26 protein-coding genes are annotated in these 26094 nt (G+C 67.1%); 7 read left to right on the plus strand and 19 right to left on the minus strand.

Features of this window, described 5'->3' with window-relative positions; translation table 11 throughout:
* Nucleotides 1-63: 63 nt before the first annotated feature.
* Nucleotides 64-849 (minus strand): PP2C family protein-serine/threonine phosphatase, encoded by a 786-nt coding sequence (locus ACI3KU_RS12430; protein WP_404922613.1) that lies wholly within the window; start codon nt 847-849, stop codon nt 64-66.
* A 258-nt stretch (nt 850-1107) separates the two neighbouring features.
* Here ACI3KU_RS12430 and ACI3KU_RS12435 point away from each other — a divergent pair, with 258 nt between their 5' ends.
* Nucleotides 1108-1896, plus strand: a complete 789-nt coding sequence (locus ACI3KU_RS12435) for a DUF4870 domain-containing protein (RefSeq protein ID WP_404922614.1) — start codon at nt 1108-1110, stop codon at nt 1894-1896.
* A gap of 55 nt (nt 1897-1951) precedes the next feature.
* Here ACI3KU_RS12435 and ACI3KU_RS12440 read toward each other — a convergent pair whose 3' ends face one another.
* The 13 genes from ACI3KU_RS12440 to prmC all read right to left on the minus strand — a co-directional run bounded on the left by ACI3KU_RS12440 (nt 1952) and on the right by prmC (nt 13442).
* Nucleotides 1952-2698: a YaaA family protein gene (locus tag ACI3KU_RS12440; RefSeq protein ID WP_404922656.1), complete on the minus strand. Its 747-nt coding sequence runs from the start codon at nt 2696-2698 to the stop codon at nt 1952-1954.
* A 101-nt stretch (nt 2699-2799) separates the two neighbouring features.
* Entirely contained in the window at nt 2800-3060 is a 261-nt protein-coding gene (locus ACI3KU_RS12445) for a F0F1 ATP synthase subunit epsilon (RefSeq protein WP_231092741.1), read from the minus strand.
* A 2-nt stretch (nt 3061-3062) separates the two neighbouring features.
* A complete protein-coding gene (atpD, locus tag ACI3KU_RS12450) occupies nt 3063-4511 on the minus strand; it encodes a F0F1 ATP synthase subunit beta (RefSeq protein ID WP_404922615.1) in 1449 nt (482 codons plus the stop codon).
* Between the two features lie 24 nt (nt 4512-4535).
* Nucleotides 4536-5432: a F0F1 ATP synthase subunit gamma gene (locus ACI3KU_RS12455; protein WP_404922616.1), complete on the minus strand. Its 897-nt coding sequence runs from the start codon at nt 5430-5432 to the stop codon at nt 4536-4538.
* 21 nt (nt 5433-5453) lie between these two features.
* Nucleotides 5454-7097: a F0F1 ATP synthase subunit alpha gene (gene atpA / locus ACI3KU_RS12460; protein WP_404922617.1), complete on the minus strand. Its 1644-nt coding sequence runs from the start codon at nt 7095-7097 to the stop codon at nt 5454-5456.
* Nucleotides 7098-7160: 63 nt separating this feature from the next.
* Complete coding sequence (locus ACI3KU_RS12465; RefSeq protein ID WP_404922618.1) at nt 7161-7949, minus strand: F0F1 ATP synthase subunit delta; 789 nt, start codon at nt 7947-7949, stop codon at nt 7161-7163.
* A complete protein-coding gene (locus ACI3KU_RS12470; protein WP_404922619.1) occupies nt 7949-8503 on the minus strand; it encodes a F0F1 ATP synthase subunit B in 555 nt (184 codons plus the stop codon). Before ACI3KU_RS12470 ends, ACI3KU_RS12465 begins: the two co-directional genes overlap by 1 nt.
* Nucleotides 8504-8531: 28 nt before the next feature.
* The gene (gene atpE, locus ACI3KU_RS12475; RefSeq protein WP_404922620.1) at nt 8532-8768 is read right to left on the minus strand and encodes an ATP synthase F0 subunit C; all 237 of its coding nucleotides are present in this window, start codon (nt 8766-8768) and stop codon (nt 8532-8534) included.
* 43 nt (nt 8769-8811) lie between these two features.
* A complete protein-coding gene (atpB, locus tag ACI3KU_RS12480) occupies nt 8812-9627 on the minus strand; it encodes a F0F1 ATP synthase subunit A (RefSeq protein WP_404922621.1) in 816 nt (271 codons plus the stop codon).
* Nucleotides 9628-9775: 148 nt separating this feature from the next.
* A complete protein-coding gene (locus ACI3KU_RS12485; protein ID WP_404922622.1) occupies nt 9776-10327 on the minus strand; it encodes a hypothetical protein in 552 nt (183 codons plus the stop codon).
* Nucleotides 10324-11490 carry an MraY family glycosyltransferase gene (locus ACI3KU_RS12490; protein ID WP_404922623.1) on the minus strand — a complete coding sequence of 389 codons (1167 nt, stop codon included), beginning with the start codon at nt 11488-11490 and terminating at the stop codon, nt 10324-10326. Before ACI3KU_RS12490 ends, ACI3KU_RS12485 begins: the two co-directional genes overlap by 4 nt.
* The gene (locus ACI3KU_RS12495; protein ID WP_404922624.1) at nt 11487-12347 is read right to left on the minus strand and encodes an L-threonylcarbamoyladenylate synthase; all 861 of its coding nucleotides are present in this window, start codon (nt 12345-12347) and stop codon (nt 11487-11489) included. The genes ACI3KU_RS12490 and ACI3KU_RS12495 overlap by 4 nt, the downstream gene beginning before the upstream one ends.
* A gap of 219 nt (nt 12348-12566) precedes the next feature.
* Entirely contained in the window at nt 12567-13442 is an 876-nt protein-coding gene (prmC, locus tag ACI3KU_RS12500; protein WP_404922625.1) for a peptide chain release factor N(5)-glutamine methyltransferase, read from the minus strand.
* Between the two features lie 271 nt (nt 13443-13713).
* Between prmC and cysK the strand changes: the two genes are divergently transcribed.
* The 6 genes from cysK (at nt 13714) to ACI3KU_RS12530 (ending at nt 18822) form a co-directional block, all read left to right on the plus strand.
* Nucleotides 13714-14652: a cysteine synthase A gene (cysK, locus tag ACI3KU_RS12505; RefSeq protein ID WP_404922626.1), complete on the plus strand. Its 939-nt coding sequence runs from the start codon at nt 13714-13716 to the stop codon at nt 14650-14652.
* Nucleotides 14653-14804: 152 nt separating this feature from the next.
* Nucleotides 14805-15374: a serine O-acetyltransferase EpsC gene (gene epsC, locus ACI3KU_RS12510; RefSeq protein ID WP_404922627.1), complete on the plus strand. Its 570-nt coding sequence runs from the start codon at nt 14805-14807 to the stop codon at nt 15372-15374.
* Between the two features lie 176 nt (nt 15375-15550).
* Nucleotides 15551-16945 carry an amidase gene (locus tag ACI3KU_RS12515; RefSeq protein WP_404922628.1) on the plus strand — a complete coding sequence of 465 codons (1395 nt, stop codon included), beginning with the start codon at nt 15551-15553 and terminating at the stop codon, nt 16943-16945.
* Between the two features lie 77 nt (nt 16946-17022).
* The gene (locus ACI3KU_RS12520) at nt 17023-17268 is read left to right on the plus strand and encodes a hypothetical protein (RefSeq protein ID WP_404922629.1); all 246 of its coding nucleotides are present in this window, start codon (nt 17023-17025) and stop codon (nt 17266-17268) included.
* The gene (locus ACI3KU_RS12525) at nt 17265-18236 is read left to right on the plus strand and encodes an SRPBCC family protein (RefSeq protein WP_404922630.1); all 972 of its coding nucleotides are present in this window, start codon (nt 17265-17267) and stop codon (nt 18234-18236) included. The genes ACI3KU_RS12520 and ACI3KU_RS12525 overlap by 4 nt, the downstream gene beginning before the upstream one ends.
* Nucleotides 18237-18411: 175 nt before the next feature.
* Nucleotides 18412-18822 carry a GNAT family N-acetyltransferase gene (locus tag ACI3KU_RS12530; protein WP_404922631.1) on the plus strand — a complete coding sequence of 137 codons (411 nt, stop codon included), beginning with the start codon at nt 18412-18414 and terminating at the stop codon, nt 18820-18822.
* 21 nt (nt 18823-18843) lie between these two features.
* Here the strand turns inward: ACI3KU_RS12530 and prfA are convergent, their stop codons facing one another.
* The 5 genes from prfA to lysA form a co-directional block, all read right to left on the minus strand.
* Nucleotides 18844-19923: a peptide chain release factor 1 gene (gene prfA / locus ACI3KU_RS12535; protein ID WP_404922632.1), complete on the minus strand. Its 1080-nt coding sequence runs from the start codon at nt 19921-19923 to the stop codon at nt 18844-18846.
* An 18-nt stretch (nt 19924-19941) separates the two neighbouring features.
* Nucleotides 19942-22110: a transcription termination factor Rho gene (gene rho / locus ACI3KU_RS12540; RefSeq protein WP_404922633.1), complete on the minus strand. Its 2169-nt coding sequence runs from the start codon at nt 22108-22110 to the stop codon at nt 19942-19944.
* A gap of 136 nt (nt 22111-22246) precedes the next feature.
* Nucleotides 22247-23182, minus strand: a complete 936-nt coding sequence (thrB, locus tag ACI3KU_RS12545) for a homoserine kinase (protein ID WP_404922634.1) — start codon at nt 23180-23182, stop codon at nt 22247-22249.
* A 69-nt stretch (nt 23183-23251) separates the two neighbouring features.
* Nucleotides 23252-24553: a homoserine dehydrogenase gene (locus ACI3KU_RS12550; RefSeq protein ID WP_404922635.1), complete on the minus strand. Its 1302-nt coding sequence runs from the start codon at nt 24551-24553 to the stop codon at nt 23252-23254.
* The gene (lysA, locus tag ACI3KU_RS12555; protein ID WP_404922636.1) at nt 24550-25992 is read right to left on the minus strand and encodes a diaminopimelate decarboxylase; all 1443 of its coding nucleotides are present in this window, start codon (nt 25990-25992) and stop codon (nt 24550-24552) included. The genes ACI3KU_RS12550 and lysA overlap by 4 nt, the downstream gene beginning before the upstream one ends.
* Nucleotides 25993-26094 lie beyond the last annotated feature (102 nt).

Genomic DNA, 26094 nt, shown 5'->3' on the forward strand with positions numbered 1-26094 from the left:
CATCATGCCCAAGACCGCGACACCGACTACTGCATCAGGCCCACCGGGGCGCTGGAGGTCGCGTCAGCGCGAAGCGGCAGCCCGGGCGACGTCCAGCACGATGATCGTGACGTTGTCGCGACCGCCGTTCTCCAGCGCGGCCTGCATCATCGCCTCGACCGCGTCCCGCGGGTCGGGGTTGGCGTTGAGAAAGTGCTGGATGCCGTAGTCGGTGAGCTCCTTGGTGAGCCCGTCCGAACACACGACGAAACGGTCGCCGTCACAGATCTCGACGCGTACGTAGTCGGGAATGACCTTGTCGCTGGGGCCGACCGCGCGAGTGATGACATTCCCGTACGGGTGATTCTCCGCTTCTTCCGGGCTGAGTCGCCCCGCGGCGATGAGTTCCTGAACGACGGAGTGATCCGTGGTGAGCTGGTCTAGCTGGTCGTCACGGAGAAGATAGACGCGGGAGTCGCCGATGTTGAGTGTGACCCACGATTCCCGGGTGGCGTCGGTGTCGAGATACACACCGGTGAGCGTGGTGCCCGTTCCTTCATCGGTGGTCTCCGGGTGGGACACGATGTCCGCGACCGCGCGAGTCAGCGAACGTTCGATGGCCTTGGCCGAGACCTTGCCCTTCTCGACCATCGCGCGCAACCGATCCACCGTGCTCGCACTGGCGATCTCACCGCCGATATGACCACCCATGCCGTCGGCGACGACGAACAGCGGGTAGCTGGTGAGGAAGGCGTCCTGGTTGACCTCGCGCCGACGACCCGTGTCGGTGGCGCCGTACCAGGTGAGCGTGACGTCATCACCGCTGGGCAACGCAACGACGAGGGATTCGGTCGTGCCGCGCTCCGTCACGCCGGGCCTCCCTCAGATTCTGATGCCTCACGCTGAGGCTTTCATTCATCCTAGTAGACGCCGGCGACATGATCCGGCGAGCGCCACGGCCGGGCCGAGGATCGCTCCGGGCACCCGCCGTCCGAGGCCGAGAGGGCGGTAATTGCGACGTCCCTCGTTGCCTCCCCGCGGTGTGCAGACTACCGTTATTGCTTGCGGACCTCGCATTCCGCATGCCGCCTGATTTTCTGCGCGGAACGAAACAGAAGGAAGGCCCTCATGAGCGATCCGAACGGCTCACAGCCGGAGCAGCCCCAGGAGCCCCAGGGCGCTCCTCAACGGCCGGCCCCGGACTCGGCGCAGCCCGGCGCCTACGATCCGAACGCTGGACAGCCCCAGCCGCCGCAGTACGAGGCACCGGCGGCGCCGCAGTACGGAGCACCCCAGGCTCCTCAGGACAGCGTCCCGCAGCCTCCGCCCTATGGCCAGCAGGCACCGCAGGCACCGCAGTACGGCGCACCGCAGTACGGCGCACCGCAGCCTCCGCAGTACGGCGCGCCACAGGCACCACAGGCACCGCAGTACGGCGCACCCCAGTACGGCGCACCGCAGGCACCCCAGTACGGCACCCCGCAGCCTCCGCAGTACGGTGCCCCGCAGCCGGGTTACGGTCAGCCCCCGTACTCGGGCGGCGGAAACCCGCCGTACGCGCCGGCGCAGGACCAGACCATGGCCATGTGGGCGCACCTCAGTGGCATCTTCTACATCATCCCGCCGCTCATCATCTGGCTGATCGGCAAGGACCGCGGCCCGCGCACCAACGTGGAGGGCAAGGAAGCTGTCAACTGGCAGATCACGCTCCTCATCGGACAGGTCGCTGTGACGATCGTCGCCGCGATCCTCACCGGCATCTTCATCGCCACGGGGGCGTGGGGCGTCGCCGACATCGTCGGCAAGCTGCCATGGCTCCTGTGGGTTGCGAACGTGGTGTTCTGCATCCTGGCGGCTGTCAAGATCAACAGCGGCGGCAGCTACCGCTACCCCGTGAACTTCCGCTTCATCAAGTAATACGCAATGCAGAAGGGCCGGAGCATCGCTCCGGCCCTTCTGCATTGCCCGGTGCTCAGACGACCAGGTCCAGCTCCACGCCGCGTTCTCGCAGCACCACACCGGCGCCGTGCGCCCAGCGAAGCAGACCAGCACGGGAGCGGATCCGCGGGCGCTCCTGGGCAAGCCGACGAACCAGCTCGCCCTTCGCATGCTTGTTGAAGTGGTTGAGGGCGCGCGCGGTGCCGTCCTCCCCCGCAGTCACCACGCGCACGTACGCGCTCGCGACATCGTTCGGTATCGGGCCGAGCGACGCATAGGCCTCCGATCGGAGATCCAGAACGAATGCCGGAGCATGCGCGGAGATGGCAGCCGATACCGCTGGGGCCCACAGGCGCTTGAGGGCACCGAGTGACGGAATCGATGTTCCCGCCGCGAGGCGATATGCCGGAATCCGATCGAGTGCGCCCACGGGCCCGAATGGGGCGGAGTGAATCATGACGTGCTCCCCGAGCCAGCGTCGCGCCGAGCGATCGAGGTCGCTCGCGGCCAGCGCATCGAACAGCACACCGGTGTACCGATCCACTGCCGCGAGCGTCGGCGCATCGCGCAGCGCCGCGTTGACGGCGATATCACCGCGCTGACGTTCGCTGAGCTTCAACACCCGAGCCGCTTCATCGGCGTCCTCCGACAGCGCGACCAGCGCGTCGACGGTGCGCTCACGCTGCGGCAGCAGGTCGCCACAGGCGAGAGCAGCCAGATCCAGCGGTGCGCCCGTGCCGCCGGGACGCTTCGTCTCCGACGGCGGCAGAAGAACCAGCACGATGTCCTTTCCCGATGGCCGAGCGGCCATCACACGACGAAGCGCGCCGACAGCCCGAGGGCTGCCGGCGCGCTTTGAATGGTCGATTCAGCGAGAGCCGATCAGGCGACCAGTGCGGCGTTGCCCGCCACGATGGTGAGGTCCGATCCCTCCATCGACAGGAAGCCGTCCTTCGCCGAAGCGATGACCTTGCTGCCGTCGGTGGTGGTGATGCGCACCTGACCCTCCGCGAGGATGGCCAGCACCGGCTCGTGACCGGACATGAAACCGATCTCGCCTTCGACGGTCTTCGCCACGACGAGCGAGGCGTCTCCCGTCCAGATCTCCGACTCCGCGGAGACGAGGGTCACGTGCAGCGCCATGATCAGGCGTTCTCCTTCTGGATCTTCGCCCACTGCTGTTCGACGTCGGAGATGCCACCGACGTTGAAGAAGGCCTGCTCGGCCACGTGGTCGAAGTCACCCTTGACGATGGCGTCGAACGACTCGATGGTCTCCTTGATCGGAACCGTCGAACCCTCGACACCGGTGAACTTCTTCGCCATGTAGGTGTTCTGCGAGAGGAACTGCTGGATGCGACGTGCGCGGGACACGACGATCTTGTCCTCTTCGGAGAGCTCATCAACACCGAGGATGGCGATGATCTCCTGAAGTTCCTTGTTCTTCTGCAGGATCTGCTTCACGGAGTTGGCCACACGGTAGTGGTCAGCACCGATGTAGCGCGGGTCGAGGATACGCGACGTCGAGGTCAGCGGGTCCACGGCCGGGTACAGACCCTTCGACGCGATCTCACGCGAGAGCTCGGTGGTGGCGTCGAGGTGGGCGAAGGTGGTCGCCGGAGCCGGGTCGGTGTAGTCATCGGCCGGCACGTAGATCGCCTGCAGCGAGGTGATCGAGTGACCACGCGTGGAGGTGATGCGCTCCTGGAGCACACCCATCTCGTCGGCGAGGTTCGGCTGGTAGCCCACGGCCGAAGGCATACGACCCAGAAGGGTCGAGACTTCGGAACCGGCCTGCGTGAAGCGGAAGATGTTGTCGATGAAGAGCAGCACGTCCTGGTTCTGAACATCGCGGAAGTACTCCGCCATGGTCAGCGCGGACAGCGCCACGCGAAGACGCGTTCCCGGCGGCTCGTCCATCTGGCCGAAGACAAGCGCGGTCTTGTCGAAGACGCCCGCCTCCTCCATCTCGTGGATCAGGTCGTTGCCCTCACGGGTACGCTCACCGACACCGGCGAACACCGACACACCACCGTGGTCCTGCGCAACGCGCTGGATCATCTCCTGGATCAGAACGGTCTTGCCGACACCGGCACCACCGAACAGACCGATCTTTCCACCCTGCACGTACGGCGTCAGCAGGTCGATGACCTTGATACCGGTCTCGAACATGGTGGTCTTCGACTCGAGCTGGTCGAAGTTCGGAGCCTTGCGGTGGATGGGCCAGCGCTCGCTGACTTCGATGGTCTCGCCGGGCTCGAGGTTGAGCACGTCACCGGTGGCGTTGAACACCTTGCCCTTGGTGACGTCACCGACGGGAACCATGATCGGCTCACCGGTGTCGCGCACCTCCTGGCCGCGGACCATACCGTCGGTGGGCTTGAGCGAGATGGCGCGAACGAGGTCGTCGCCGAGGTGCTGTGCGACCTCGAGCGTGATCTCGGTCGCGTCATCGCCGATGACGATGGTCGTCTTCAGCGCGTTGTAGATACCCGGAATCGCGTCGTGCGGGAACTCGATGTCGACGACGGGCCCCGTGACGCGTGCGACGCGCCCGACGACCGCAGTCTGAGCTGCCGTGGCGGTGTCAGTCATGGTCTTCTCTTTCGTGATGAGGTCTTAGGACGCCAGAGCGTCCGCGCCGCCGACGATCTCGGCGATCTGCTGCGTGATCTCGGCCTGGCGCGCATTGTTGCGCAGGCGCGTGTAGTCGGTGATGAGCTTGTCGGCGTTGTCCGAGGCCGACTTCATCGCCTTCTGCGTGGCGGCGTGCTTGGAGGCAGCCGACTGCAGCAGGGCGTTGAAGATGCGGGACTGGATGTACACCGGCAGGATCGCGTCCAGCACCGTCTCGGCGTCCGGCTCGAACTCGTAGAGCGGGTACACCTGCGAGGAGGACACGTCGGCGGCATCCGCCTCGGCGATCTCCAGCGGGAGCAGGCGAACGCTCTCCGGCTCCTGGGTCATCATGCTGACGAACCGGTTGTAGACGAGGTGGATCTCCTCCACACCGCCGTCGGCGTAGTCCGTGCGGAACGCCTCCAGCAGGGTGTTGGCGATGTCCTCCGCCGTCGAGAACGAGGGCGAATCGGTGTCACCGATCCACTCGCCGGCGGCAGCCAGCTTCCGGAACTGGAAGTAGCCGACCGCCTTGCGTCCGACGAGGTAGAAGACGACCTCTTTGCCTTCGCTGCGCAGCAGCTCAGCAACCTCCAGACCCTCACGGAGGATCTGGGAGTTGAAGGCACCCGCAAGACCGCGGTCCGCAGCGAAAATCACGACCGCGGAACGGCGGATCTGCTCGGGCTCGGTGGTGAGCGGGTGATCGACATTGGAGTACGTCGCGACGGCGGAAACGGCACGCGTCACGGCCCGCGAGAAGGGCGCTGCCGCGTGTACACGCGTCAGTGCCTTCTGGATGCGCGAAGCCGCGATGAGTTCCATCGCCTTCGTGATCTTCTTAGTGGTCTGAGCAGACTGAATCTTCTGCTTGTAGACCCGCAATTGTGCGCCCATGAGTGTCTCTCCGTCAGGCGATTACGCCCGACGACCCTTGACGATCTTCTCCTGCGTGACGTCGTCCGAAGCGGCTGCATCCACGCTCTCGTTGCCGAGGGCGTTGATCGCGCGGCCCTTGCCGCCGTTGAACTCGAGGATGAACTTGTCGGTGACGCTGTTCAGCTCGGCAACCGTGTCATCATCCAGCACGTTGGTCTCGCGCAGGCGCGTCAGGATCTCGGTGTTGCGACCGACGTAGTCCAGCAGCTCGCGCTCGAACGGAAGCACATCCTCGATGGCGATCGTGTCGAGCTTGCCGTTGGTGCCAGCCCAGATCGAGACGACCTGCTCCTCCACCGGGTACGGCGAGTACTGCGGCTGCTTGAGCAGCTCGGTGAGGCGGGCTCCACGGTCGAGCTGACGGCGCGACGCCTGATCGAGGTCGGATGCGAACATCGCGAACGCCTCGAGCGAGCGGTACTGGGCCAGCTCCAGCTTCAACGTACCGGAGACCTTCTTGATGGACTTGACCTGAGCGTCACCACCGACTCGCGAGACCGAGATACCCACGTCGACGGCCGGACGCTGGTTGGCGTTGAACAGGTCGGACTGCAGGAAGATCTGGCCGTCGGTGATGGAGATCACGTTGGTCGGGATGTACGCGGAGACGTCGTTGGCCTTCGTCTCGATGATGGGCAGACCCGTCATCGAGCCGGCACCCAGCTCATCGGAGAGCTTCGCGCACCGCTCCAGCAGACGCGAGTGCAGGTAGAAGACGTCACCCGGGTAGGCCTCGCGTCCCGGCGGACGACGAAGCAGCAGGGAAACCGCACGGTAGGCCTCAGCCTGCTTCGACAGGTCGTCGAACACGATGAGGACGTGCTTGCCGCCATACATCCAGTGCTGACCGATGGCCGAGCCGGTGTAGGGGGCGAGGTACTTGAAGCCCGCGGGGTCCGAGGCGGGAGCGGCCACGATCGTCGTGTACTCCAGCGCGCCAGCCTCTTCGAGCGCGCCCTTCACCGAAGCGATGGTCGAGCCCTTCTGGCCGATGGCGACGTAGATGCAGCGGACCTGCTTGTTGACGTCACCCGACTCCCAGTTGGCCTTCTGGTTGATGATGGTGTCGATCGCGATGGCCGTCTTACCGGTCTGGCGGTCACCGATGATCAGCTGACGCTGGCCACGACCGACCGGGATCATCGCGTCGATGGCCTTCATGCCGGTCTGCATGGGCTCGTGCACCGACTTGCGCTGCATGACGCCCGGTGCCTGGAGTTCGAGAGCACGACGACCCTCGATCGAGCCGATCTCACCGAGACCGTCGATCGGGTTGCCGAGCGCGTCAACGACGCGGCCGAGGTAGCCGTCGCCGACCGGGACCGAGAGGACTTCGCCCGTACGGGTGACTTCCTGACCGGCCTCGACGCCCGAGAACTCGCCCAGGACGACGACGCCGATCTCGTGCTCGTCGAGGTTCTGGGCAAGACCCAGGGTGCCATCGGCGAATCGGACGAGCTCGTTGGCCATCACGCCCGGGAGGCCCTCGACGTGCGCGATGCCGTCGGCAGCGTCGATGACGGTGCCGACCTCGGTCGCGGAAGCGCCAGGGGTCTCGTAAGCGGCGACGAAGTCCTTCAGCGCGTCACGGATGACATCGGGGCTGATAGAGAGATCTGCCATTGTGTTCCTTCGTTCAGTGGGGCCCTGCCCCGAAGTTCTCCGCTGGTGCGGGAAAGTCTGGTGTCAGCCGATGAGCTTGTGGCGCACGTCGGCCAGACGCGACGAGATCGATCCGTCGATCACGTCATCGGCGATCTGCACGCGCAGTCCCCCGACGACCGTGGGGTCGATGACCGTGTTGAGCGTGACGCCGGAGCCGTACTTGGCTGCCAGCGCCGCGGTGAGGCGCTTGCTCTGCTCGTCGTTCAGCGGGGCGGCCGAGACCACCGTGGCGACCGTGCGGCCGCGCTGCGCCGAGACGATGTCCATCGCCCTGTTCAGCAGCTGACGAACGCGCCGCTCCCGCGGGAGCTGCACGAGCGAGGAGACGATGAGCGTCGTGGCGGCGGAAGCGGCACTGCTGATCAGCTTCTCGACGAGGGCACCCTTCGCCGCAGACTGACCCAGGCGGCTGCCGAGGGCGAGCTCCAGCTCGGGGTTCTGAGCGATGGTACGAGAGAAGCCGAACAGCTCTCCCTCGATGTCGGCGTTCACATCCGCGGCCGAAGCCGAGCGGATCGCGAGCTCCTCGATGCCGTCGGCGAGACCGGCGGCATCAGACCAACGCTGTGCGGCGACGGTGGTGAGGACGTCCACGGCTGCGGCGCTGAGCGCCGAGCCGAAGACAGCCTTCACGACCTGTTCACGCGCGGCCACGGGGGCTGCGGAGTCGGACAGGGCACCGGCGAGCTGCGTCGACTCGTTCACCGCACGCGCGGCTGCGAACAGGTCGCGTGCGGTGGCGAGATCGAGCGTGTGCGCGTCGAGCGCCTTCACCGACGCCGCGAGTGCCTGAGTGGTCGCGCTGCCCATCAGTGGTTCGCCTTCTCGGAGGCCTCGAGGTCAGCAAGGAAGCGATCGACGACAGCCGTAGCCTTCGTGTCGTCGTTCAACGTCTCGCCGATCACGTTGCCCGCCAGGCTGAGGGCCAGCGTGCCGACCTCGCCACGCAGGGAGACGAATGCGGCCTGACGCTCAGCCTCGATCTGCGAGGAAGCAGCGGTCTGGATGCGCGCGGCCTCCGTGGTCGCGGCCTCCTTCGCCTCGGCGACGATCTTCTTGCCATCCTCGCGGGCGGCGTCACGGATCGTGCCGGCTTCCTTGCGTGCCTCGGCCAGCTGCGCGGTGTACTCCGCGAGAGCCGCCTCGGCCTGCTTCTGAGCCTCGTCGGCCTTGGCGATGTTGCCCTCGATGGCCGCGGAGCGCTCGTCGAGCATCTTCGTGACCTTCGGAAGGGCGACCTTCCAGACGACCAGCAGGATGACGACGAAGCAGACCGCGGACCACACGATGTCGTAGATCGCCGGAATCAGCGGGTTCGGAGTCTCCCCCTCGCCGGCTGCGGCAGTGACAAGAGCGTTCAGCATCCTGTCTCCTTACGTGTCAGTAGGTGAATCAGCCCTGGAAGATGAAGTAGGTCGCGATGCCGATGAAGGCGAGCGCCTCGGTGAAGGCGATACCGATCCACATCATGACCTGGAGGCGACCCTGCAGCTCGGGCTGACGGGCGACACCCTCGATCGTCTTGCCGACGACGATGCCCACACCGATGGCGGGACCGATGGCCGCGAGGCCGTAGCCGATCGTTCCGACGTTTCCGGAGACTGCGGCGAGAATCGTGGTAGCGTCCACGGTTTTTCCTTTCGTTGGGTGGGTACGGCTTGTGCCGACCCGCTCAGTGCTCGTCTGCGACTGCGAGCTGGATGTAGACCGCAGTCAGGATGGTGAAGACGTACGCCTGGAGGAAGGCCACCAGGAGCTCGAAGATGGTGTAGGCGAAGCCCGCTGCGAGCGTGCCGACACCGAGGATGGGGAAGAAGCCACCGGCGTGGAAGAAGAAGAACCACGTGGCCGAGAAGAACAGCACCAGCATGAGGTGGCCGACCATCATGTTCATCAGCAGTCGGAGCGTCAGGGTGACGGGACGGATGATGAAGGTCGAGATGAACTCCAGCGGCGTGACCAGGAAGTAGATCGGCCACGGCACACCCGAGGGGAACAGCGAGTTCTTGATGAAGCCCTTGGGGCTCTTCTTCAGACCCGCGTAGATGAAGGTCACGTATGCGACCACGGCGAGCAGCAACGGCATCGCGATGATCGAGGTACCCGCCAGGTTCAGACCCGGAATGACACCCGTCAGGTTCATGAACAGGATCATGAAGAACAGGGTGGTCAGGATCGGAAGGAAGCGGTTGCCGTCCTTGCGTCCGAGCAGGTCATGCGCGATGTTGACGCGCACGAAGTCGAAGCCCATCTCGACGATCGACTGACCGCGTCCGGGGATCAGCTTCATCTTGCGGGTGCCGAGCCAGAGGATCAGCACGAGCACGACGGTGACCAGGATCTGGATCAGGTGGATCCGGTTGATCGCGAACGGCGTGCCCTCGAACAAAACGATATCCGGGAAGAACTCCCAGATGGAGGGGGCATGGAAGCCGTCTTCGTCCTCAGACGATGCGGCTGCGGCGATAAGGCTCGCGGCGTGGATCACAGGTTGCGGCTCCAACTTCGGGGCACCGGGCGAGCCGATACGACGATGGGTGAGACGGCGTCATCCCGACCTTCGCGCACAAGAGGCGCACCACAGGCCAGGGGAACTTCTTCAGCCTATCAAGATTTCCGGGATGTCACGAATCGAATCACGGGCGATCGGACGGCTTCTCCGCGTTGCTGGATGACGCATCCCGATCAGAAGGCGTATCCTCCCCCGCTGCCGGGTTCCGAGCTTCCTCTTCATCGTCGAAGGTCTCGGGCAGGTCAATGTCGGAGACGTAGGGGATGCGCATCTTCATCATCACGATCACATCGACCACGAGGGTCGCGAGAATACTGACCACCAGGGCGACGAAGAACACCATCGAGTCGAGCCAGGCCGCCCCACGGAGCAGGAAGAGCGCGGCGATGAAGATCACGAACTTGATCACCCAGCCGCCGAGCACGATCGAGAAGAACAGCGTGGGATAGAGAGGATCGCCGTTCCAGCGATTCGCGATCAGGATGCTGCCGCTGGTGATGCCGAGGAACAGGGCGGCGAGGACGACACCCACGAGCGCGCTGAACAGCCCGGAAGTACCGGACACGGCGAATCCGATCGCCGCACCCGCCACAGCGAGCACGGCGGTGACAATGGCGGCGACGGTGAGAACCCGCCGAAGGACGGGATTACTGGCGACGGGAGCTGCGGGGGTCATTTCGAGGCCTCCTGGAGGGCGCGGCGTCGTGCGCGGCGCGCGTTTTCGGGTGGGATGAAGGTGACGACGGCGCACGCGGCCAGTCCGATCGCCGCGAAGACGATTCCGAGCCAGTAGCCGCCGGGCCAGCGCTCGCGCACCGCGACATACATCAGCAGCACAGACAGCGACAGCACGGCCGTCCACGCGTAGAAGATGAGCGTGGAGTCGCGATCGGAGTGGCCGAGGTCGAGCATGCGGTGGTGCAGGTGCTTGCGATCCGGCGCGAACGGGCTCTTGCCCGCCCCCATGCGACGCAGCACGGCGAGTACGAAGTCGGCGAGGGGGAAGATCACGATGATGATCGGCAGCAGCAGAATCGGGATGAACGCTCCGAGCAGCATGGACTGGCCGAACGTCTCGGGGTCCAGCATCTCCGGCGTGATGCGGCTGAGGATCGCGATGGTGCAGGTGCCGAGCAGGAGGCCGAGCAGCAGGGCGCCCGAATCTCCCATGAAGAGCTTGGCGGGTCGCCAGTTCAGCGGCAGAAATCCAGCGCACGCCCCCACGATCACGGCCGCGAGGAAGGTGGCGAGGTTGAAGTTGTTGTCGCCACCGGTGTCGCGGACGAGCAGGTAGGAGTATGCGAACAGCACGCCGGCGGCGATGAACACCGTGCCGGTGAGCAAGCCGTCGAGGCCGTCGATGAAGTTCACCGCGTTCATCACGACGACGATCACGATCATCGTGGCGGCGATGCTGATCCAGCTGGAGCCGACCATGATCCCCCCGATGGGCAGCGCGATGATCTGCAGCCCGCCGCCGATCGTGATGATGCCGGCGGCGATGAACTGCGCGCCGAGCTTGATCATCCAGTCCAGGTCCCAGATGTCATCCGCCGCACCGACGCCGACGATGAGCGCGGACGCGATCAGGATCGAGATGATCGGCGCCGGATCCGCCCAGAACGGGGCGAAGTAGGGGTTCGCCCGCGAGATGAGGACCATCAGCGCGAACGCCAGGAAGATCGCGATGCCACCCAGACGCGGCGTGGGCGTGGTGTGCACGTCGCGCTCGCGAATGCCGGGGTACAGCTTGAAGCGCATGCTCAACTGCCATACGCCCCACGAGAGCATGAGCGACATGGCTCCCGTGAGGATGATGGCGAAGAGATACTGCTTCACGCGTGCTCGCCGCCGGGAGGGCCTTCCACGCTCGCGGCGCCGTCGGCAGCGGAAGCATCAGTGTCTGAGGTGGAAGCGTCCGTAACGGAGGCTCCCGGCGCAGGAGCGTCTGACGATGAGTCATCTGCAGCAGGGACATCGGTATCCGAGGTCAGCGCGATGGTGACCGGCACCGGATCGGCTTCGAGAAGGTCGCCGAGCACCTCGCGGAGTCGATCGCGGGAGATCGCCCCCTCGCGCAGCACGCGTACGACCGGCTCCTGCCCCTCGGGGAGGTCGGCAGCGCGGACCAGGGTGGTGGCATCGATGATCGTCGAGGCGATGCCTTCGGTGACCTCTCCCCCGTCGAGGTAGACGGCCACGGCGTCGCCGAGCATGTCCTGCGCCTCGGCCGCGTTGCGTGCGGCTGGCCGGCCCGTGAGGTTGGCGCTGGACACGGCCAGCGGGCCGGTCTCCATCAGCAGCTCACGGGCGATGCGGTGATCGGGCATGCGCACGGCGACCGTGCCGCGCGTCTCGCCGAGATCCCACACCAGGCTCTCCTGCGCCGGCAGGACGATCGTGAGGCCGCCGGGCCAGAAGGCGTCGATGAGGTCGTTGACTGCCGCGGGCACTTCGCTGACGAGTGCGGTCATCGCGGCGACGCTGCCCACCAGCACAGGCGGCGGCTGGTTGCGTCCGCGCCCCTTTCCATCCAGCAGTCGCTGCACTGCGGCAGGGCTGAACGCGTCTGCGCCGACGCCGTACACGGTATCGGTGGGAAGGACGATCAGCTCGCCTCGAGCGATGGCCTGGCGGGCATGACGCATGCCGCTGAGCAGCTGCGTTTCATCAGAGCAGTCGAAGACAGGAGACATGGCGGCTCCAGTCTACGGCGCGCGGCCCTGCGGTTCCCGTGAGACTTGCGTCTGCGGGCGATAATCGCCGCGTTGCACGGATTCTCGCCCACAGACGGAAGTCTCGCGGGGTATGGGTCCAGCGCACGGAGGGGACGCGGGCCGGGGGCGGGTTCCGGGTCAGGATCAAGGGCCGGATGAGGGCCGGGAGTGGGATGAGGATCAGGAGTGGGATGAGGGTCAGGGGCGGAGGGCGGTGGTTACGCGGTCGCGGTGGGTGAGGTCGGGGTGCGTGGCGGCAGCCTGCCAGCCGTCGGCGGTCAGGATCTCCCGCACGCCCTCGCCCTGCCATTCACCGTGCTCCAACACGATCATTCCACCGGAGTGAGCAAGCCGCAGCCCCACCCGCGAGATCGTGCGGATGTCATCGAGGCCATCCTCGCCGCTGTACAACGCCTCCCGCGGATCGTGCAGGCGAACTTCCGGATCGCGCGGAATCGCGCCGGCCGGAACGTACGGAGGGTTGGATGCGACGACCGAAACCGTCCCGGCGAGATCCTCGAGCGCGTCGACGAAGCTGCCGTGGCGAAGTTCCAGGTTTCCGTCGGTGAGTCGTGCAACGTTGCGCGCGGCCCAGCGGTGCGCGTCCGCGCTGCGCTCCACGGCGACAACGCGCGCATGCGGGACTTCGGTGGCCATCGCGAGCGCGATCGCACCGGAGCCTGTGCCCAGGTCGACCGCGAGCGGACGCGGCGAGGGCATGGCCGCGAGCGCATCGATCGCGAACTGCGCGAGGATCTCCGTCTCAGGACGCGGGACGAACACACCGGGTCCGACGGTGAGTTCCAGGTGACGGAACGGGGCGAGCCCGGTGATGTGCTGCAGGGGAACCCGCTCGGCTCGGCGAGCGATCACCTCATCGAACGCGGCTGCCTCGTCGGGGGTCAACTCTCTCCCGGTGACGACAGCGGCCTGGACTGCGCCGCGGGACAGATCCAGCACGTGGGCGGCGAGGAGCTCGGCGTCCACCACCGCGTCGAGAATGCCGGCTTCCGCGAGCACGGTGGTGCCCGATTCCAGGGCAGCACGCAGAGTGAGCGGCGAATCCGTCGTCATCGGTCCTCTTCCTCGGGAGCGTCCGGGCGACGCTCCCCCAGCCTATTGCGGTCGTCGCACCGTCAAGCAGCGTCAAGTAGCGTCAACGGACGGATGCCGACCCTGACAGCGGCACCTCGTCAGCTCAACCTCACCCCATCACCCCGTCAAGCGACGTCACCCCGTCACCCCGTCACCCGTCAAGCGACGTCACATTACGGATACCGGACACCCGGGCGTCGTATCGTGCCAGAACGGCAACGCTGCTCGTCCAACCCGAAAGGCCCCGCACATGGCTGGTATTCACGCAGACATCACCTCCACGTTCGGCGACACCCCGCTGGTGCGCCTCAACCGTCTCGGCGCGGACACTGGTGCCGAAATCGTCGCCAAGCTCGAGTTCTTCAACCCGGGTTCATCGGTGAAGGACCGTCTCGCCGTCGCCCTCGTCGACGCAGCAGAGGAGTCGGGTGCGCTTCCCGCCGGCGGCACCATCGTCGAGGCGACCAGCGGCAACACGGGAATCGGCATCGCACTGGTGGGCGCTGCCCGCGGCTACAAGGTGATCCTGACCATGCCGTCGTCGATGTCCATCGAGCGTCGCGTGCTGCTGCGCGCATTCGGCGCTGAGCTGGTTCTCACGGACCCCGCCGGCGGAATGAAGGGCGCAGTCGCCGAGGCAGAGCGCATCGTCGCTGAGACTCCCGGCGCGATCCTCGCGAGCCAGTTCGCGAACGAGGCGAACCCGGCCATTCACCGCCGCACAACCGCACAGGAGATCCTGCGCGACACCGACGGCGCCATCGACTACTTCGTGGCCGGAGTCGGCACCGGCGGCACCATCACGGGCGTCGGCGAGGTGCTGAAGGAGAAGGTTCCCGGCATCACGATCGTGGCCGTGGAGCCGAAGGACTCGCCCCTGCTGACGCAGGGCACGCCCGGCCCGCACAAGATCCAGGGCCTCGGCCCGAACTTCATCCCCCCGATCCTGAACCAGGGCGTCATCGACGAGGTGATCGACGTCGCGTTCGAGGACGCTATCACCTCCTCCCGCGCGCTGGCCGCGGACGAGGGCATCCTCGCGGGTATCTCGGCGGGTGCCGCCGTGTGGGCAGCACTGGAGGTGGCCAAGCGCCCGGAGGCTGCGGGCAAGCGCATCGTGGTCGTCATTCCCGACACGGGCGAGCGATACATCACCACCGCGCTGTTCGAGGATCTGCGCGAGGGCTGAACCGTCAGACGTGCGGAACGGGCCGGATCACATCGATCCGGCCCGTTCCTGTTGGCATTCCTCACCAGTTCGGTCATATGGATTGGCACCGTCATATGGGCGGGCACTGTCATACTCGACCGACGCCGTCCGCGAGACGGCAGGATGGAAGCATGAGCGCCCTTTCCCGTCTGCGCGAGGACCTCGCCGCCGCGCGTCTACGGGACCCGGCGGCGCGCACCTCGCTGGAGATCGCGCTGCTGTACCCCGGCCTGCACGCGCTGTGGGCGCATCGACTCAACCACTGGCTCTGGCAGCGTAATTTGCGCTTCCTGGCACGCGCGGGATCACAGTTCACGCGTTTCCTCACCGGAATCGAGATCCATCCGGGCGCGAGCATCGGTCGCCGATTCTTCATCGATCACGGTGCCGGTGTGGTCATCGGGGAGACGGCCGTCGTGGGCGACGACGTCATGATGTACCACGGCGTCACCCTGGGCGGACGTACTCATGCAGCGGGCAAACGCCACCCGACCATCGAGGACGGCGTCGCGATCGGCGCGGGAGCGAAGGTGCTGGGCGACATCACCATCGGGGAACGATCGGCGATCGGCGCGAACGCCGTCGTCACCCGTGATGCTCCCGCCGACTCGGTGCTCATCGGCATCCCCGCGAAGGCGCGGCCGCGCGTTCCCGGCGAGGACACGCGCGCTGTCCTCACTGCGCCGGAGTACATGATCTAGTCCAGACGCGACCCACAGATGACACCCGCGCCGTCCCAGCACGCACCTGTGGCATCCAAGAATGCGCCCCGCACTCACCCCAGACACACCCGGGTCCCCTCCCCGCGTGCACTACCTGATCTCATCAGCTCCCTTACAGAACACACCTGCGCGCGCCCACGCCATAGGCTCGAACGGTGACCCGGATCCATGACCTCACCGTTGTCGAGCTCACCGCCGAGATCGCCGCGGGCGCGCTGAGCCCGACCGACGTCGTCGCGCACTACCTGGAGCGAATCGACCGGTTCAACGCAGAGGTCGGCGCGTTCACAGAGGTCACCGCCGATGCTGCAGTGCAGCGCGCATCGGGAGAGCTGCCAGCGGGGCGGTTGCGCGGCATCCCGTTCGGCGACAAGGACCTGGTCGCCCGCGCCGGAGTGCCCACACGATACGGCTCGCTCGCCTTCGCCGACAACGTGCCCGTCACATCGGATCCGCTGGCTGAGGCACTCGATGCCACGGGCGGGATCAGTCTCGGCAAGACCACCACACCGGAGTTCGGTCTCACTGGCTTCACGGAGCCGCGGGTGGGACCCGCGGCGAGGAACCCGTGGGACACGATGACGGGCGCGGGCGGCTCCAGTGGCGGTGCCGCCGCCGCCGTTGCCGCAGGCCTGCTCCCCTGGGCTCCGGCATCCGATGGCGGCGGGTCCATCCGCATCCCCGCGGCCACGTGTGCGGTGGTGGGGCTCAAGCCTTCCCGCGGCCGGCTGCCGATCGGCGCGGGTCTGGATTCCTACGACGGTCTCGCGGTGAACGGCCCGATCACCCGCACGGTCGCCGACGCCGCCCTGCTGTTGGACGTGCTGACGACGATGGCACCGTCGCACCGCTCCGTCCTGGCGCCAGGATCGGGTCCGTTTGTCGACGCACCCCGCGAAGGGGTCGCGGGCATGCGGGTGGGGATGACTCTGGTGACCCCGTGGGACGAGGCCATGGATCTCATCCTGGACCCGCACGCGCGGGCGGCATACGACTACGCGGCCCGTGTGCTCGCGTCCGCTGGCGTCAGGGTGGAGAGCGCGGATTGGCGACCCACCGGGTACCCGGAGCTGTTCGGAACTCTGTGGCGCGCGAGTGCTGTCACACTGCCCCTCGATGACTCGGCCCTGGATCGGGTGGAGCCCATCACCGCTTGGCTGGCCCGTCAGGGACGTGCCCTCGATGCGCAGCGACTCGTGTCCGCCTACGCTGCGGCACGGCTGTTCGAGCGTCAGACCATCGAGGCCTTCGCCGATGACGACGCGATCCTCACGCCCGCCCTCGCTCTCAGCCCACGTCCGCTCGGCTGGTACGACACCGCCGACGCCGAGCGCACCTTCGACCAGCAGGTCGAGTACGCGCCGCACACCAGTTGGGTGAACGTCGCCGGGCTCCCCGCGATCACCGTTCCCGTGCTCGCCGACCCGTCCGGACGTCCGTGGAGCGTGCAGCTGGTGGGCCGCCCGGGCGGTGAGCGCGCGATCCTCGCACTCGCAGCGCGCTTGGAGGCGGAGCGGGGCCCGCTTCCTCGTCCGCCCGCCTTCCGCTGACTCCGCAACCGTCGCTACCTACCTCACGCCAAGCAACCTCGGTTGACAACGGTCACCAAGCAACCTAGGTTGACATCATGACACAGACCACGATGGTGGATGTCGCCACCGACACCTCCGATCCACGCGCGGGGCTGCGGGCCGTCGTCTCCCTCCGCGAACTCACCGAGTCGCTTGAACTCCGACAGGTCGAGGCCGCCTTGCGCGCCGGCATGAGCTGGACCGACATCGCTGCGGCTCTCGGCGTCACACGTCAGGCCGTCCACAAGAAGTACAGCCGCCGTGTCGACCCGACCATCGCGCTACCGCGGAGGTCGTCATGAGCCGCCTCGCCGCCACTCTCGCCGCCTCGCAGACGCTGTCGATGGCGGGATTTGCCGAGGCCGCGCGGCATCACCGCACCGTTGCCGACCTGGACGATCTGCTGATCGCCCTCACCGTCGACGATGGGCTGGGCGGGCAAGCGCTCCGCGCCGGCGGCGTCCAGCGGGACGACCTGCGCACGGCGATCGTGGCTACCCGAGCACACCGGCTCGCTGCGCTCGGCATCGCCGTGGTTTCCCCGGAGCCCGAGGATTCATCGGGGCGCCACATGACCCGGTGCGAGTGGAGCGGTCGCGTCCTGCAGCTGTTCCAGTCGGTGCCGGTCACACACGACTTCTCGGCGACGATCCTGCGCGCTGTGCTGGACGAACCGAGCGGTCACGTCGCGGAGGTTCTCGCGCACACGACCCTGGACCGGGCGGAGCTCGAGCGGGTGCTCGACGCGGCGGGCGACACGCCGCCACCGCGACCAATCGACACTGGCGTTCTCAGCGGGAGCGTGGGAGTTCACGTTGCTGCGCCGGTCGAGGTCGTCTGGGACCTCCTCGCCGACCCGCTGCGCCTTCACGAATGGGCGCCGTCGGTCGGTGAGTCCGCACTGTCCATGGACAACGGCAGCTGGCTTGCGACCACGCCGGCGGCGGGTCCCGACGGTCGCCCCCTGCGGGTACGGGACGGCATCCGCCACCAGCACTGGACTCTCCTCGGCGCGAGCATGCCGACGCATGTGGAGTGGCAGGTGACATACCCCGACCTCCCCCGAGCGAACCGACAGCGCCTACTTCTGGAGCTTGCGCCGTCGGCGGGCGGCGCGCGCGTCGACGTCACAGTGCAGTGGCACCGCACCGCTCCCGGTCGCTCCGGGCTGGGGAGGATCCTTCGCCCGTTCACGCGCTGGGCGACGCGGCAGGGAGCACGCAGCACGGCCCAGGCGATCACCAACGTGTTCTTCTCGTCGAGCCGCTGAGATCACACGACGACCGACACCGCGGACCGCGCACACGTGACGATCGGGCCACGTTCGAGCGCTCGACCCCGTCGACCGCGAGCACGAGCCGCGAGCACGAGCCACGTTCGAGCACGAGCCACGACCGCCGCGGTGGCCTGCCCCGAGTAGGACAGGCGGGTCGTAGCGTTGCGTCATGGCCGTCTACGAGTTCTCCGCCGATCCCGCTCGCATCGACATCGATCGCACCCACCGGTGGATCGCCGAAGAGTCGTACTGGGGTCAGGACCGAGCGCGTGAGCGTCACGTCGCAGCGATCGCGAACTCTCGCGCGTATGGGGTCTATGAGGCCGAATCTGGCGAACAGGTCGGCTTCGCGCGCATCATCACGGACGGCATCACCTTCGCCTGGCTCTGCGACGTGTTCGTGGACCCGGAACGACGAGGCGAGGGCATCGGCAAGCGGTTGATGGCCGGCATCACGGCCGAGCTCGAGCCGCTGGCACTCCGCCGTGTCATGCTCATCACTGCGGACGCGCACGGCCTGTATGCGTCCTACGGCTTCGAACCCCTCGACGATCCCGCCAAGTTCATGGCACGCGCCTAACCCGCGGAGCCCGAGGCTCGATCAGGACTGGTCACCGACGGCTGCCAGCCGCTCCTGCTCGTCGGTCTCGATGCACGAGGCGATGACCGGCTCCAGCGCACCATCCAGCACGGCATCCAGGTTGTAGGCCTTGTAGCCGGTGCGGTGATCCGCGATGCGATTCTCGGGGAAATTGTAGGTGCGGATCCGCTCGGAGCGGTCCATGCCGCGGATCTGCGTCTTGCGGGCGTCGGATGCGGCGGCCGCGAGCTCTTCCTGCTGCTTGGCGAGGAGCCGAGCGCGCAGCACGCGCATGCCGGCCTCACGGTTCTGCAGCTGGCTCTTCTCGTTCTGCATGGACACGACGATCCCAGAGGGGACGTGCGTGATGCGAACCGCCGAGTCGGTGGTGTTGACGGACTGTCCGCCCGGGCCCGACGAGCGGTAGACGTCGATCTTGAGATCGTTCGGGTCGATGTGCAGCTCCTCGGGCTCATCGACCTCAGGAAACACCAGCACGCCCGTGGTGGAGGTGTGGATACGTCCCTGCGACTCCGTGGCCGGAACACGCTGCACGCGGTGCACGCCGCCCTCGTACTTGAGGTGCGCCCAGACGCCCTGCGACGGATCGGACGAGGAACCCTTGATGGCCACCTGCACGTCCTTGTAGCCGCCGAGATCGCTCTCGTTTCGATCGAGAAGCTCGACCTTCCACCCCTGGTGCGCCGCGTATTGCGAGTACATGCGCAGCAGATCGGCGGCGAACAGCGCGCTCTCCGCGCCGCCCTCGCCCGCTTTGATCTCCATGATCACGTCGCGGGCGTCGTCGGGGTCGCGCGGGATCAGCAGACGACGCAGCTTCTCCTGAGCGACGGCCAGCTGTGTTTCCAGCCCGGGAACTTCCGCCGCGAATGCGTCGTCCTCTTTGGCGAGGTCCCGGGCGGCAGCGAGGTCTTCCCCCGCCGCCACCCAGTCCTCATGAGCCTTGACGATCCTGCTGAGCTCGGCGTAACGCCGATTCACTCGCTTGGCACGAGCGGCATCGGCGTGAACCTCCGGGTCAGCGAGCTCGCGCTCGACGGCGCGGTGCTCGTCGATCAGAGCCTGGACGGACTCGAACATCAGCGTCTGGATCGCGACTCAGCGGATGTTGTTCTCGTGCGCGTGCGCAGAACCACCGGTCGGAGCCGGAATGGACTTCTGCATCTGCACGAGGAACTCCACGTTGGAGGACGTCTCCTTGAGCTTGCCCAGGATGACCTCCACCGCCTGCTGCGGGTCGAAGCCTGCAAGGGCGCGACGCAGCTTCCACGTGATCTTGACCTCGTCGGGGCTGAGCAGCATCTCCTCGCGACGCGTGGACGATGCGTTGACGTCAACCGCCGGGAAGATGCGCTTGTCCGCGAGCTGACGGCTGAGGCGCAGCTCCGAGTTGCCGGTGCCCTTGAACTCCTCGAAGATGACCTCGTCCATCTTGGATCCGGTCTCCACGAGAGCGGTGGCGAGGATCGTGAGCGATCCGCCGTTCTCGATGTTGCGCGCAGCTCCGAAGAAGCGCTTCGGCGGGTACAGCGCCGATGCGTCGACGCCGCCCGTGAGCACACGGCCCGAGGTCGGTGCCGAGATGTTGTAGGCGCGACCGAGGCGAGTGATGGAGTCGAGCAGTACGACCACGTCGCGGCCCAGCTCCACGAGGCGCTTGGCGCGCTCGATCGCGAGCTCCGCCACGGTGGTGTGATCCTCGGCGGGACGGTCGAAGGTGGAGGCGATGACCTCGCCCTTCACCCGGCGCTGCATGTCGGTGACCTCTTCCGGGCGCTCGTCCACCAGAACGACCATGAGGTGAACCTCGGGGTTGTTCTGCGCGATGGCGTCCGCGATCTGCTGCAGCACGATCGTCTTGCCGGCCTTCGGCGGCGCGACGATGAGGCCGCGCTGGCCCTTGCCGATCGGGGCGACCAGGTCGATGATGCGCTGGGTCAGCTTCTCCGGCGCGGTCTCCAGACGCAGACGGTCCTGCGGGTACAGCGGGGTGAGGTTGCCGAACTCCACGCGAGCCGCGGCGTCGTCCACGGACAGACCGTTGATGGAATCGACCTTGACCAGCGCGTTGTACTTCTGGCGACCGCTCTGCTCGCTCTCGCGGGGCTGCTTGATCGCACCGACGACCGCGTCGCCCTTGCGCAGGTTGTACTTCTTCACCTGTCCGAGCGAGACGTACACATCGCTCGGTCCGGCAAGGTAACCGGTAGTGCGCACGAACGCATAGTTGTCGAGCACATCCAGGATTCCGGCGATCGGGATCAGGACATCGTCCTCACCGATCTCGGGCTCGAACTCGTCCTGCTGCACGTTGACACCGCGGCGGTTCGTGCGCTTGCGACTGCGCGAGTTGCCGTCGTCGTCGCCGTGGTTCTGGTTCTGGTTCTGGTTGTTGCGGCCGTTGTTGTTCTGCTGGCCGCCACCGTTGTTCTGGTTGCCGTTGTTCTGGTTGCCGTTGTTCTGGTTGCCGTTGTTCTGGCCACCGTTGTTCTGGCCACCGTTGTTCTGGTTGCCGTTGTTCTGGCCACCGTTGTTCTGGCCGCCATTGTTCTGGTTGCCATTCTGCTGGCCGCCGTTGTTGCGCTGGCCGTCGCCGTTCTGCGAGCCCTCGCCACCGTTGCGGTTGCGGTTGCGGTTGCGGTTACGGGTGCGGCGACCGCCTTCGGCCTGATCGCCACCCTCTGACGGCTCGCCGTTGGTGTCGGATGTCTGCGCTGCGTCGGCGGCAGGTGCCGCTTCGCCCCTCTCCGCGGACTCCTGACGGGGCGAATCGGCGTTCGGCGCGACGTTGGAGGCCTCGGCTTCGGCCGCTGCCTTCGCAGCCGCGGCCTTGGTCGTCCGGGTGCGCTTGGGCTTGGCCGGAGCTTCGGTCTCCATTGCAGCATCGGCAGCGGGGGTCGCGTCTGCAGCGGCCTCTGCCGGCGCGTCAGCGTCAGCCTTCGGCTTGCGAGCGCGCGACGGACGCTTCTTCGGCGCCTCCTCGGCACTCGACGCGTCGGCTGCTGGGGTCTCCGGTGCCGAAGCCTCGAGTGTCTCGGCTGCGGCAGCGGTGCGACGCGGTGCGCGCTTGCGCGGAGCCTTGGCCGGCGCCTCGTCAGCGACCGGTGCCGCTTCGGCTGCAGGCGCGGCCTCGGCGGATGCCTCAGCTGCCTTGGCCGCGGATGCCGTCGTTGCACGTCGCGGTGCACGCTTGCGGACGGGTGCTGCCTCGGCGGCGGGTGCCGTCTCGACGGCAGGGGTGTTCTCGATGTCGGAGTTCGACGCCACGAGCGCTCCTCTGAAGGTGGGAAATGTCAGACATCTCTGCATTCGTCACTCGGACGAGCACGACCATCAGGAGGGAAGTTGCGTTCTCCCGATGGGATGATGCAGAGGTTTCGCAGAATTGCGATCGGAGGTCAGATCACGCTCCAGGCGTGGAATCCCCCGATATGTTCCTCACTGTAGCACCTTTGAAATCCACAGCGAGAATGCGCGGGTCCCAGGTCGCGCCGGGCGCGTCGGCGGCGAGATCGACGGCGGCGGCGCGGGCGCCCGGCCCGTCGGCCAGCACAAGCACGGACGGACCCGCACCCGAGACGACGGCGGGGAAGCCTTCAGCGCGCAACGCCTTGACCAGTTCGATCGTGGCCGGCATCGCCTGTGCTCGGTAGTCCTGGTGGAGCTTGTCCTCGGTCGCAGCCAGCAACAGCTCGGGGCTCTGGATGAGCGCGGCGATCAGGAGCGCAGAACGCGACACGTTGAACACCGCATCCTCCCGCGGCACCTGCGTGGGCTGGAGGCTCCGAGCCAGCGACGTGGACATCGTGAAGTCGGGAACGAACACCACGGGCGACACGCCGCGGTGCACCAGCAGCTTCTTGTGCGCCGGCCCCTCAGGAGTCATCCAGGCGATCGTGAGGCCACCGAACAAGGCCGGGGCGACGTTGTCGGGATGCCCCTCGATCTCGGTCGCGATGCGCAGCAGGTCGGCTTCGCTGAGCTCCACTCGACCCTCGAGCAGTCCCTTGGCCGCGAGGATTCCCGAGACCACGGCCGCGCCGGACGACCCCATCCCCCGGCCGTGCGGGATGACATTGCGCGCCACCAGCCGGAGGCCGGGATGCGCAATGCCGTACTCCGCGAAGACATGACGGATCGTTCGCACCACAAGGTGCGACTCATCGCGCGGGATGTCGTCAGCACCCGAGCCGGTGATGTCGATCTCGAGCTCGCCCGCGGGTAGCTCGGTCACCGTCAGGTCGTCGTAAACGCTCAGCGCCAGGCCGAGGGTGTCGAAACCGGGGCCCAGGTTGGCACTCGTGGCCGGGACGCGCACCGCAACCGTGCGGGCGCTCATGCGAGGCGGAGCTTTCCCGGACGAGGGTCGACGACATCGCGGACGAGTCCGCTCGTGGAACGTGCCACGTCACTCTCCTTCAACGCGCAGCACACTGCTCACGGCGCGGACGACGTCACTGGCCGTCAGGCGCTGAACAGTGCTGCTCAGATCTTCTTCGCGTGCGGTGTGCGTGCCGATCACGATGCGGGCCGTACCAGCGCCGTCGACGACGGTCTGTTCGACCGTCGCAACGGACACGCCGCCGTCGCTGAGGATGCTTGCGACGGTCGCGAGCACACCGGGTTGATCCGTCACTTCCAGGGTGATCTGGTAGCGGGTGGTCACAGCGCCGATCGGGACGATCGGCAGATTGGCGCGCGTGGACTCCCCCACGCCGACGCCGCCGGCGATGTGGCGGCGGGCCGCGGAGACGACGTCTCCCAGCACGGCCGATGCCGTCTGCACACCGCCCGCGCCTGCGCCGTAGAACATCAGAGGGCCGGCCGCCTCCGCCTCGACGAAGACGGCGTTGTTCGCACCGTGGACGTTCGCGAGCGGGTGTTCGCGGGGCACCAGCGCCGGGTAGACGCGGACGGAGATGCTCTCCTGGCCGTCGGTGTCCATGCGCTCGGCCACGGCCAGCAGCTTGATGACGAATCCGGCGTGACGCGCGGCTTCGATCATCGAGGCGGTGACGGTGGTGATGCCTTCGCGATACACCGACTCCAGGGGAACCGTGGTGTGGAAGGCGAGGCTGGCGAGGATGGCGGCCTTCTGCGCCGCATCGAAGCCCTCGATATCTCCGGTGGGGTCCGCCTCCGCATAGCCCAGCCGCTGTGCATCCGCGAGCACCGCGTCGAACTCCGCACCCTCGGTGTCCATGCGGTCGAGGATGTAGTTGGTGGTGCCGTTCACGATGCCCGTGATCCGCTTGACGCGGTCACCGGCGAGCGAGTCCCGCAGCGGGCGGATGATCGGGATGGCTCCGGCAACGGCCGCCTCGTAGTACACCGAGGCTCCGACCTGCTCGGCGGACTCGAAGATCTCGGGGCCGCTGGTGGCAAGCAGCGCCTTGTTGCCGGTGACCACATCGGCGCCGGAGTTGATGGCCTCCAGAATGAGCTCGCGCGCCGGCTCGAGGCCGCCCATGAGCTCGATGACGATGTCAGCACCGTGGATGAGGCCCGCGGCGTCCGTGGTGAAGAGCTCACGCGGGATGTCGGTATCGCGAGGTGCGTTCACATCGCGCACGGCGATGCCGACGAGCTCCAGATCGGCACCGGCGCGGTCGGCCAGTTCAGCGCGCTGCTCCAGCAGGAGCCGGGCCACCTGCGAGCCGACGGAGCCGGCTCCGAGCAGGGCGATACGGAGGCGTCGGTAGTCGATCATGCGTTCTCCTCTGAGCCGATGGCCGGCTCATTCGCGCCGTCCACGCCCGCGTCACGCGCGAGGAGGTCGGCGATGGTCTCACCACGAACGATGACCCGGGCAGTGCCGTGGGAGACGGCGATTACCGGCGGGCGCGGAACGTGGTTGTAGTTGCTGGCGAGCGATGCGCAGTAGGCCCCCGTGACCGGAACGGCCAACAGGTCGCCATCGGCGACATCGCCCGGAAGGTACTCGTGGTCCACGACGATGTCGCCGGACTCGCAGTGCATCCCGACCACGCGGCTGAGGGCGGGAGCAGCGTCGCTCGCGCGATCCGCGAGCCGCGCGGAGTACTGCGCGCCGTACAGCGCCGTGCGGGCGTTGTCGCTCATTCCGCCGTCGACGGCTACGTAGGTGCGCTGCCCCGTGCCGTGCGCGGTCTCCACCGTGACGTCCTTCACGGATCCGACACGGTAGAGCGTCACCCCGGCGGTGCCGACGATCGCACGTCCGGGTTCGAAGGCCAGCTCTGGCAGTGCGACGCCACGCTCGGCGGCGACCTCCGCGACTGCCTCGATGATCGCTTCAGCGAGCACGGGAAGGGGCGTGGGGTCATCGGCGGACGTGTAGGCGATGCCGAAACCACCACCCAGGTTCAGTACGGGAAGCGGCTGCCCGCCGCCGAGACGGATGGAGAGGTCGATCACACGCGAAGCCGACTCGCGGAAGCCGGCCACGCCGAAGATCTGTGAGCCGATGTGGCAGTGCACGCCCACGAGCTCCAGGGCATCCGTGTCGTGGATGAGCGCGGCGGCGCGCTCTGCATCCGTCGCCGAGAGGCCGAACTTCTGATCCTCGTGCGCCGTGGCCAAGAAGTCGTGCGTCTCCGCGTGCACACCGCTCTGCACACGCAAGACCACGCGAACCGTGGTGCCCGCGGCGTGCGCGACAGTGTCGAGGCGACGCAGCTCATCGATGTTGTCGACCACGATGGTGCTCAGTCCGGCCGCGAGCGCCTCCGCCAGCGCCGTCGAGCTCTTGTTGTTGCCGTGGTAGCCGATCTCGGTGGGAGCGACTCCGGCTCGCAGTGCGACCGCGAGCTCTCCGGGGCTGCAGACGTCCACCTTCAGCCCTTCCTCGGTCACCCAGCGCGCGATCTGCGTGGACAGGAACGCCTTGCCCGCGTAATACACGCGCGCGATGGTGCCATGCCGTTCGGCTGCTGCAGCGAAAGCGCGGGCGGCACCGCGGGCACGCTCTCGAACTTCGTCCTCATCCAGCACCAGAACGGGAGTGCCGTAGGTCTCGGCCAAGCGCACGGCAGGGATGCCGTTCAACACGAGGCGTCCGTCATCGTCGCGACGGGCACGCGCGGGCCAGACGCCATCGGCCAGCCCGTTGGCGTCTGCGGGCTCGTGAAGCCACCCGGGAGCAAGGCTGTCGGGCAGGGCGGAAGACATAGCGGACCTATTCTGGACGGGTGCGGTCGCCGCGACGCGGGCGCGGTCGGATCGTCCCAAAAGTCTAGGGCAACCGACATGCCGGCCCTGGCCAGGTGTCGT

Origin of the sequence: Microbacterium sp. ZW T5_56, assembly GCF_044987425.1 — a bacterium.
In the GTDB taxonomy this organism is placed as follows: Bacteria; Actinomycetota; Actinomycetes; order Actinomycetales; family Microbacteriaceae; genus Microbacterium.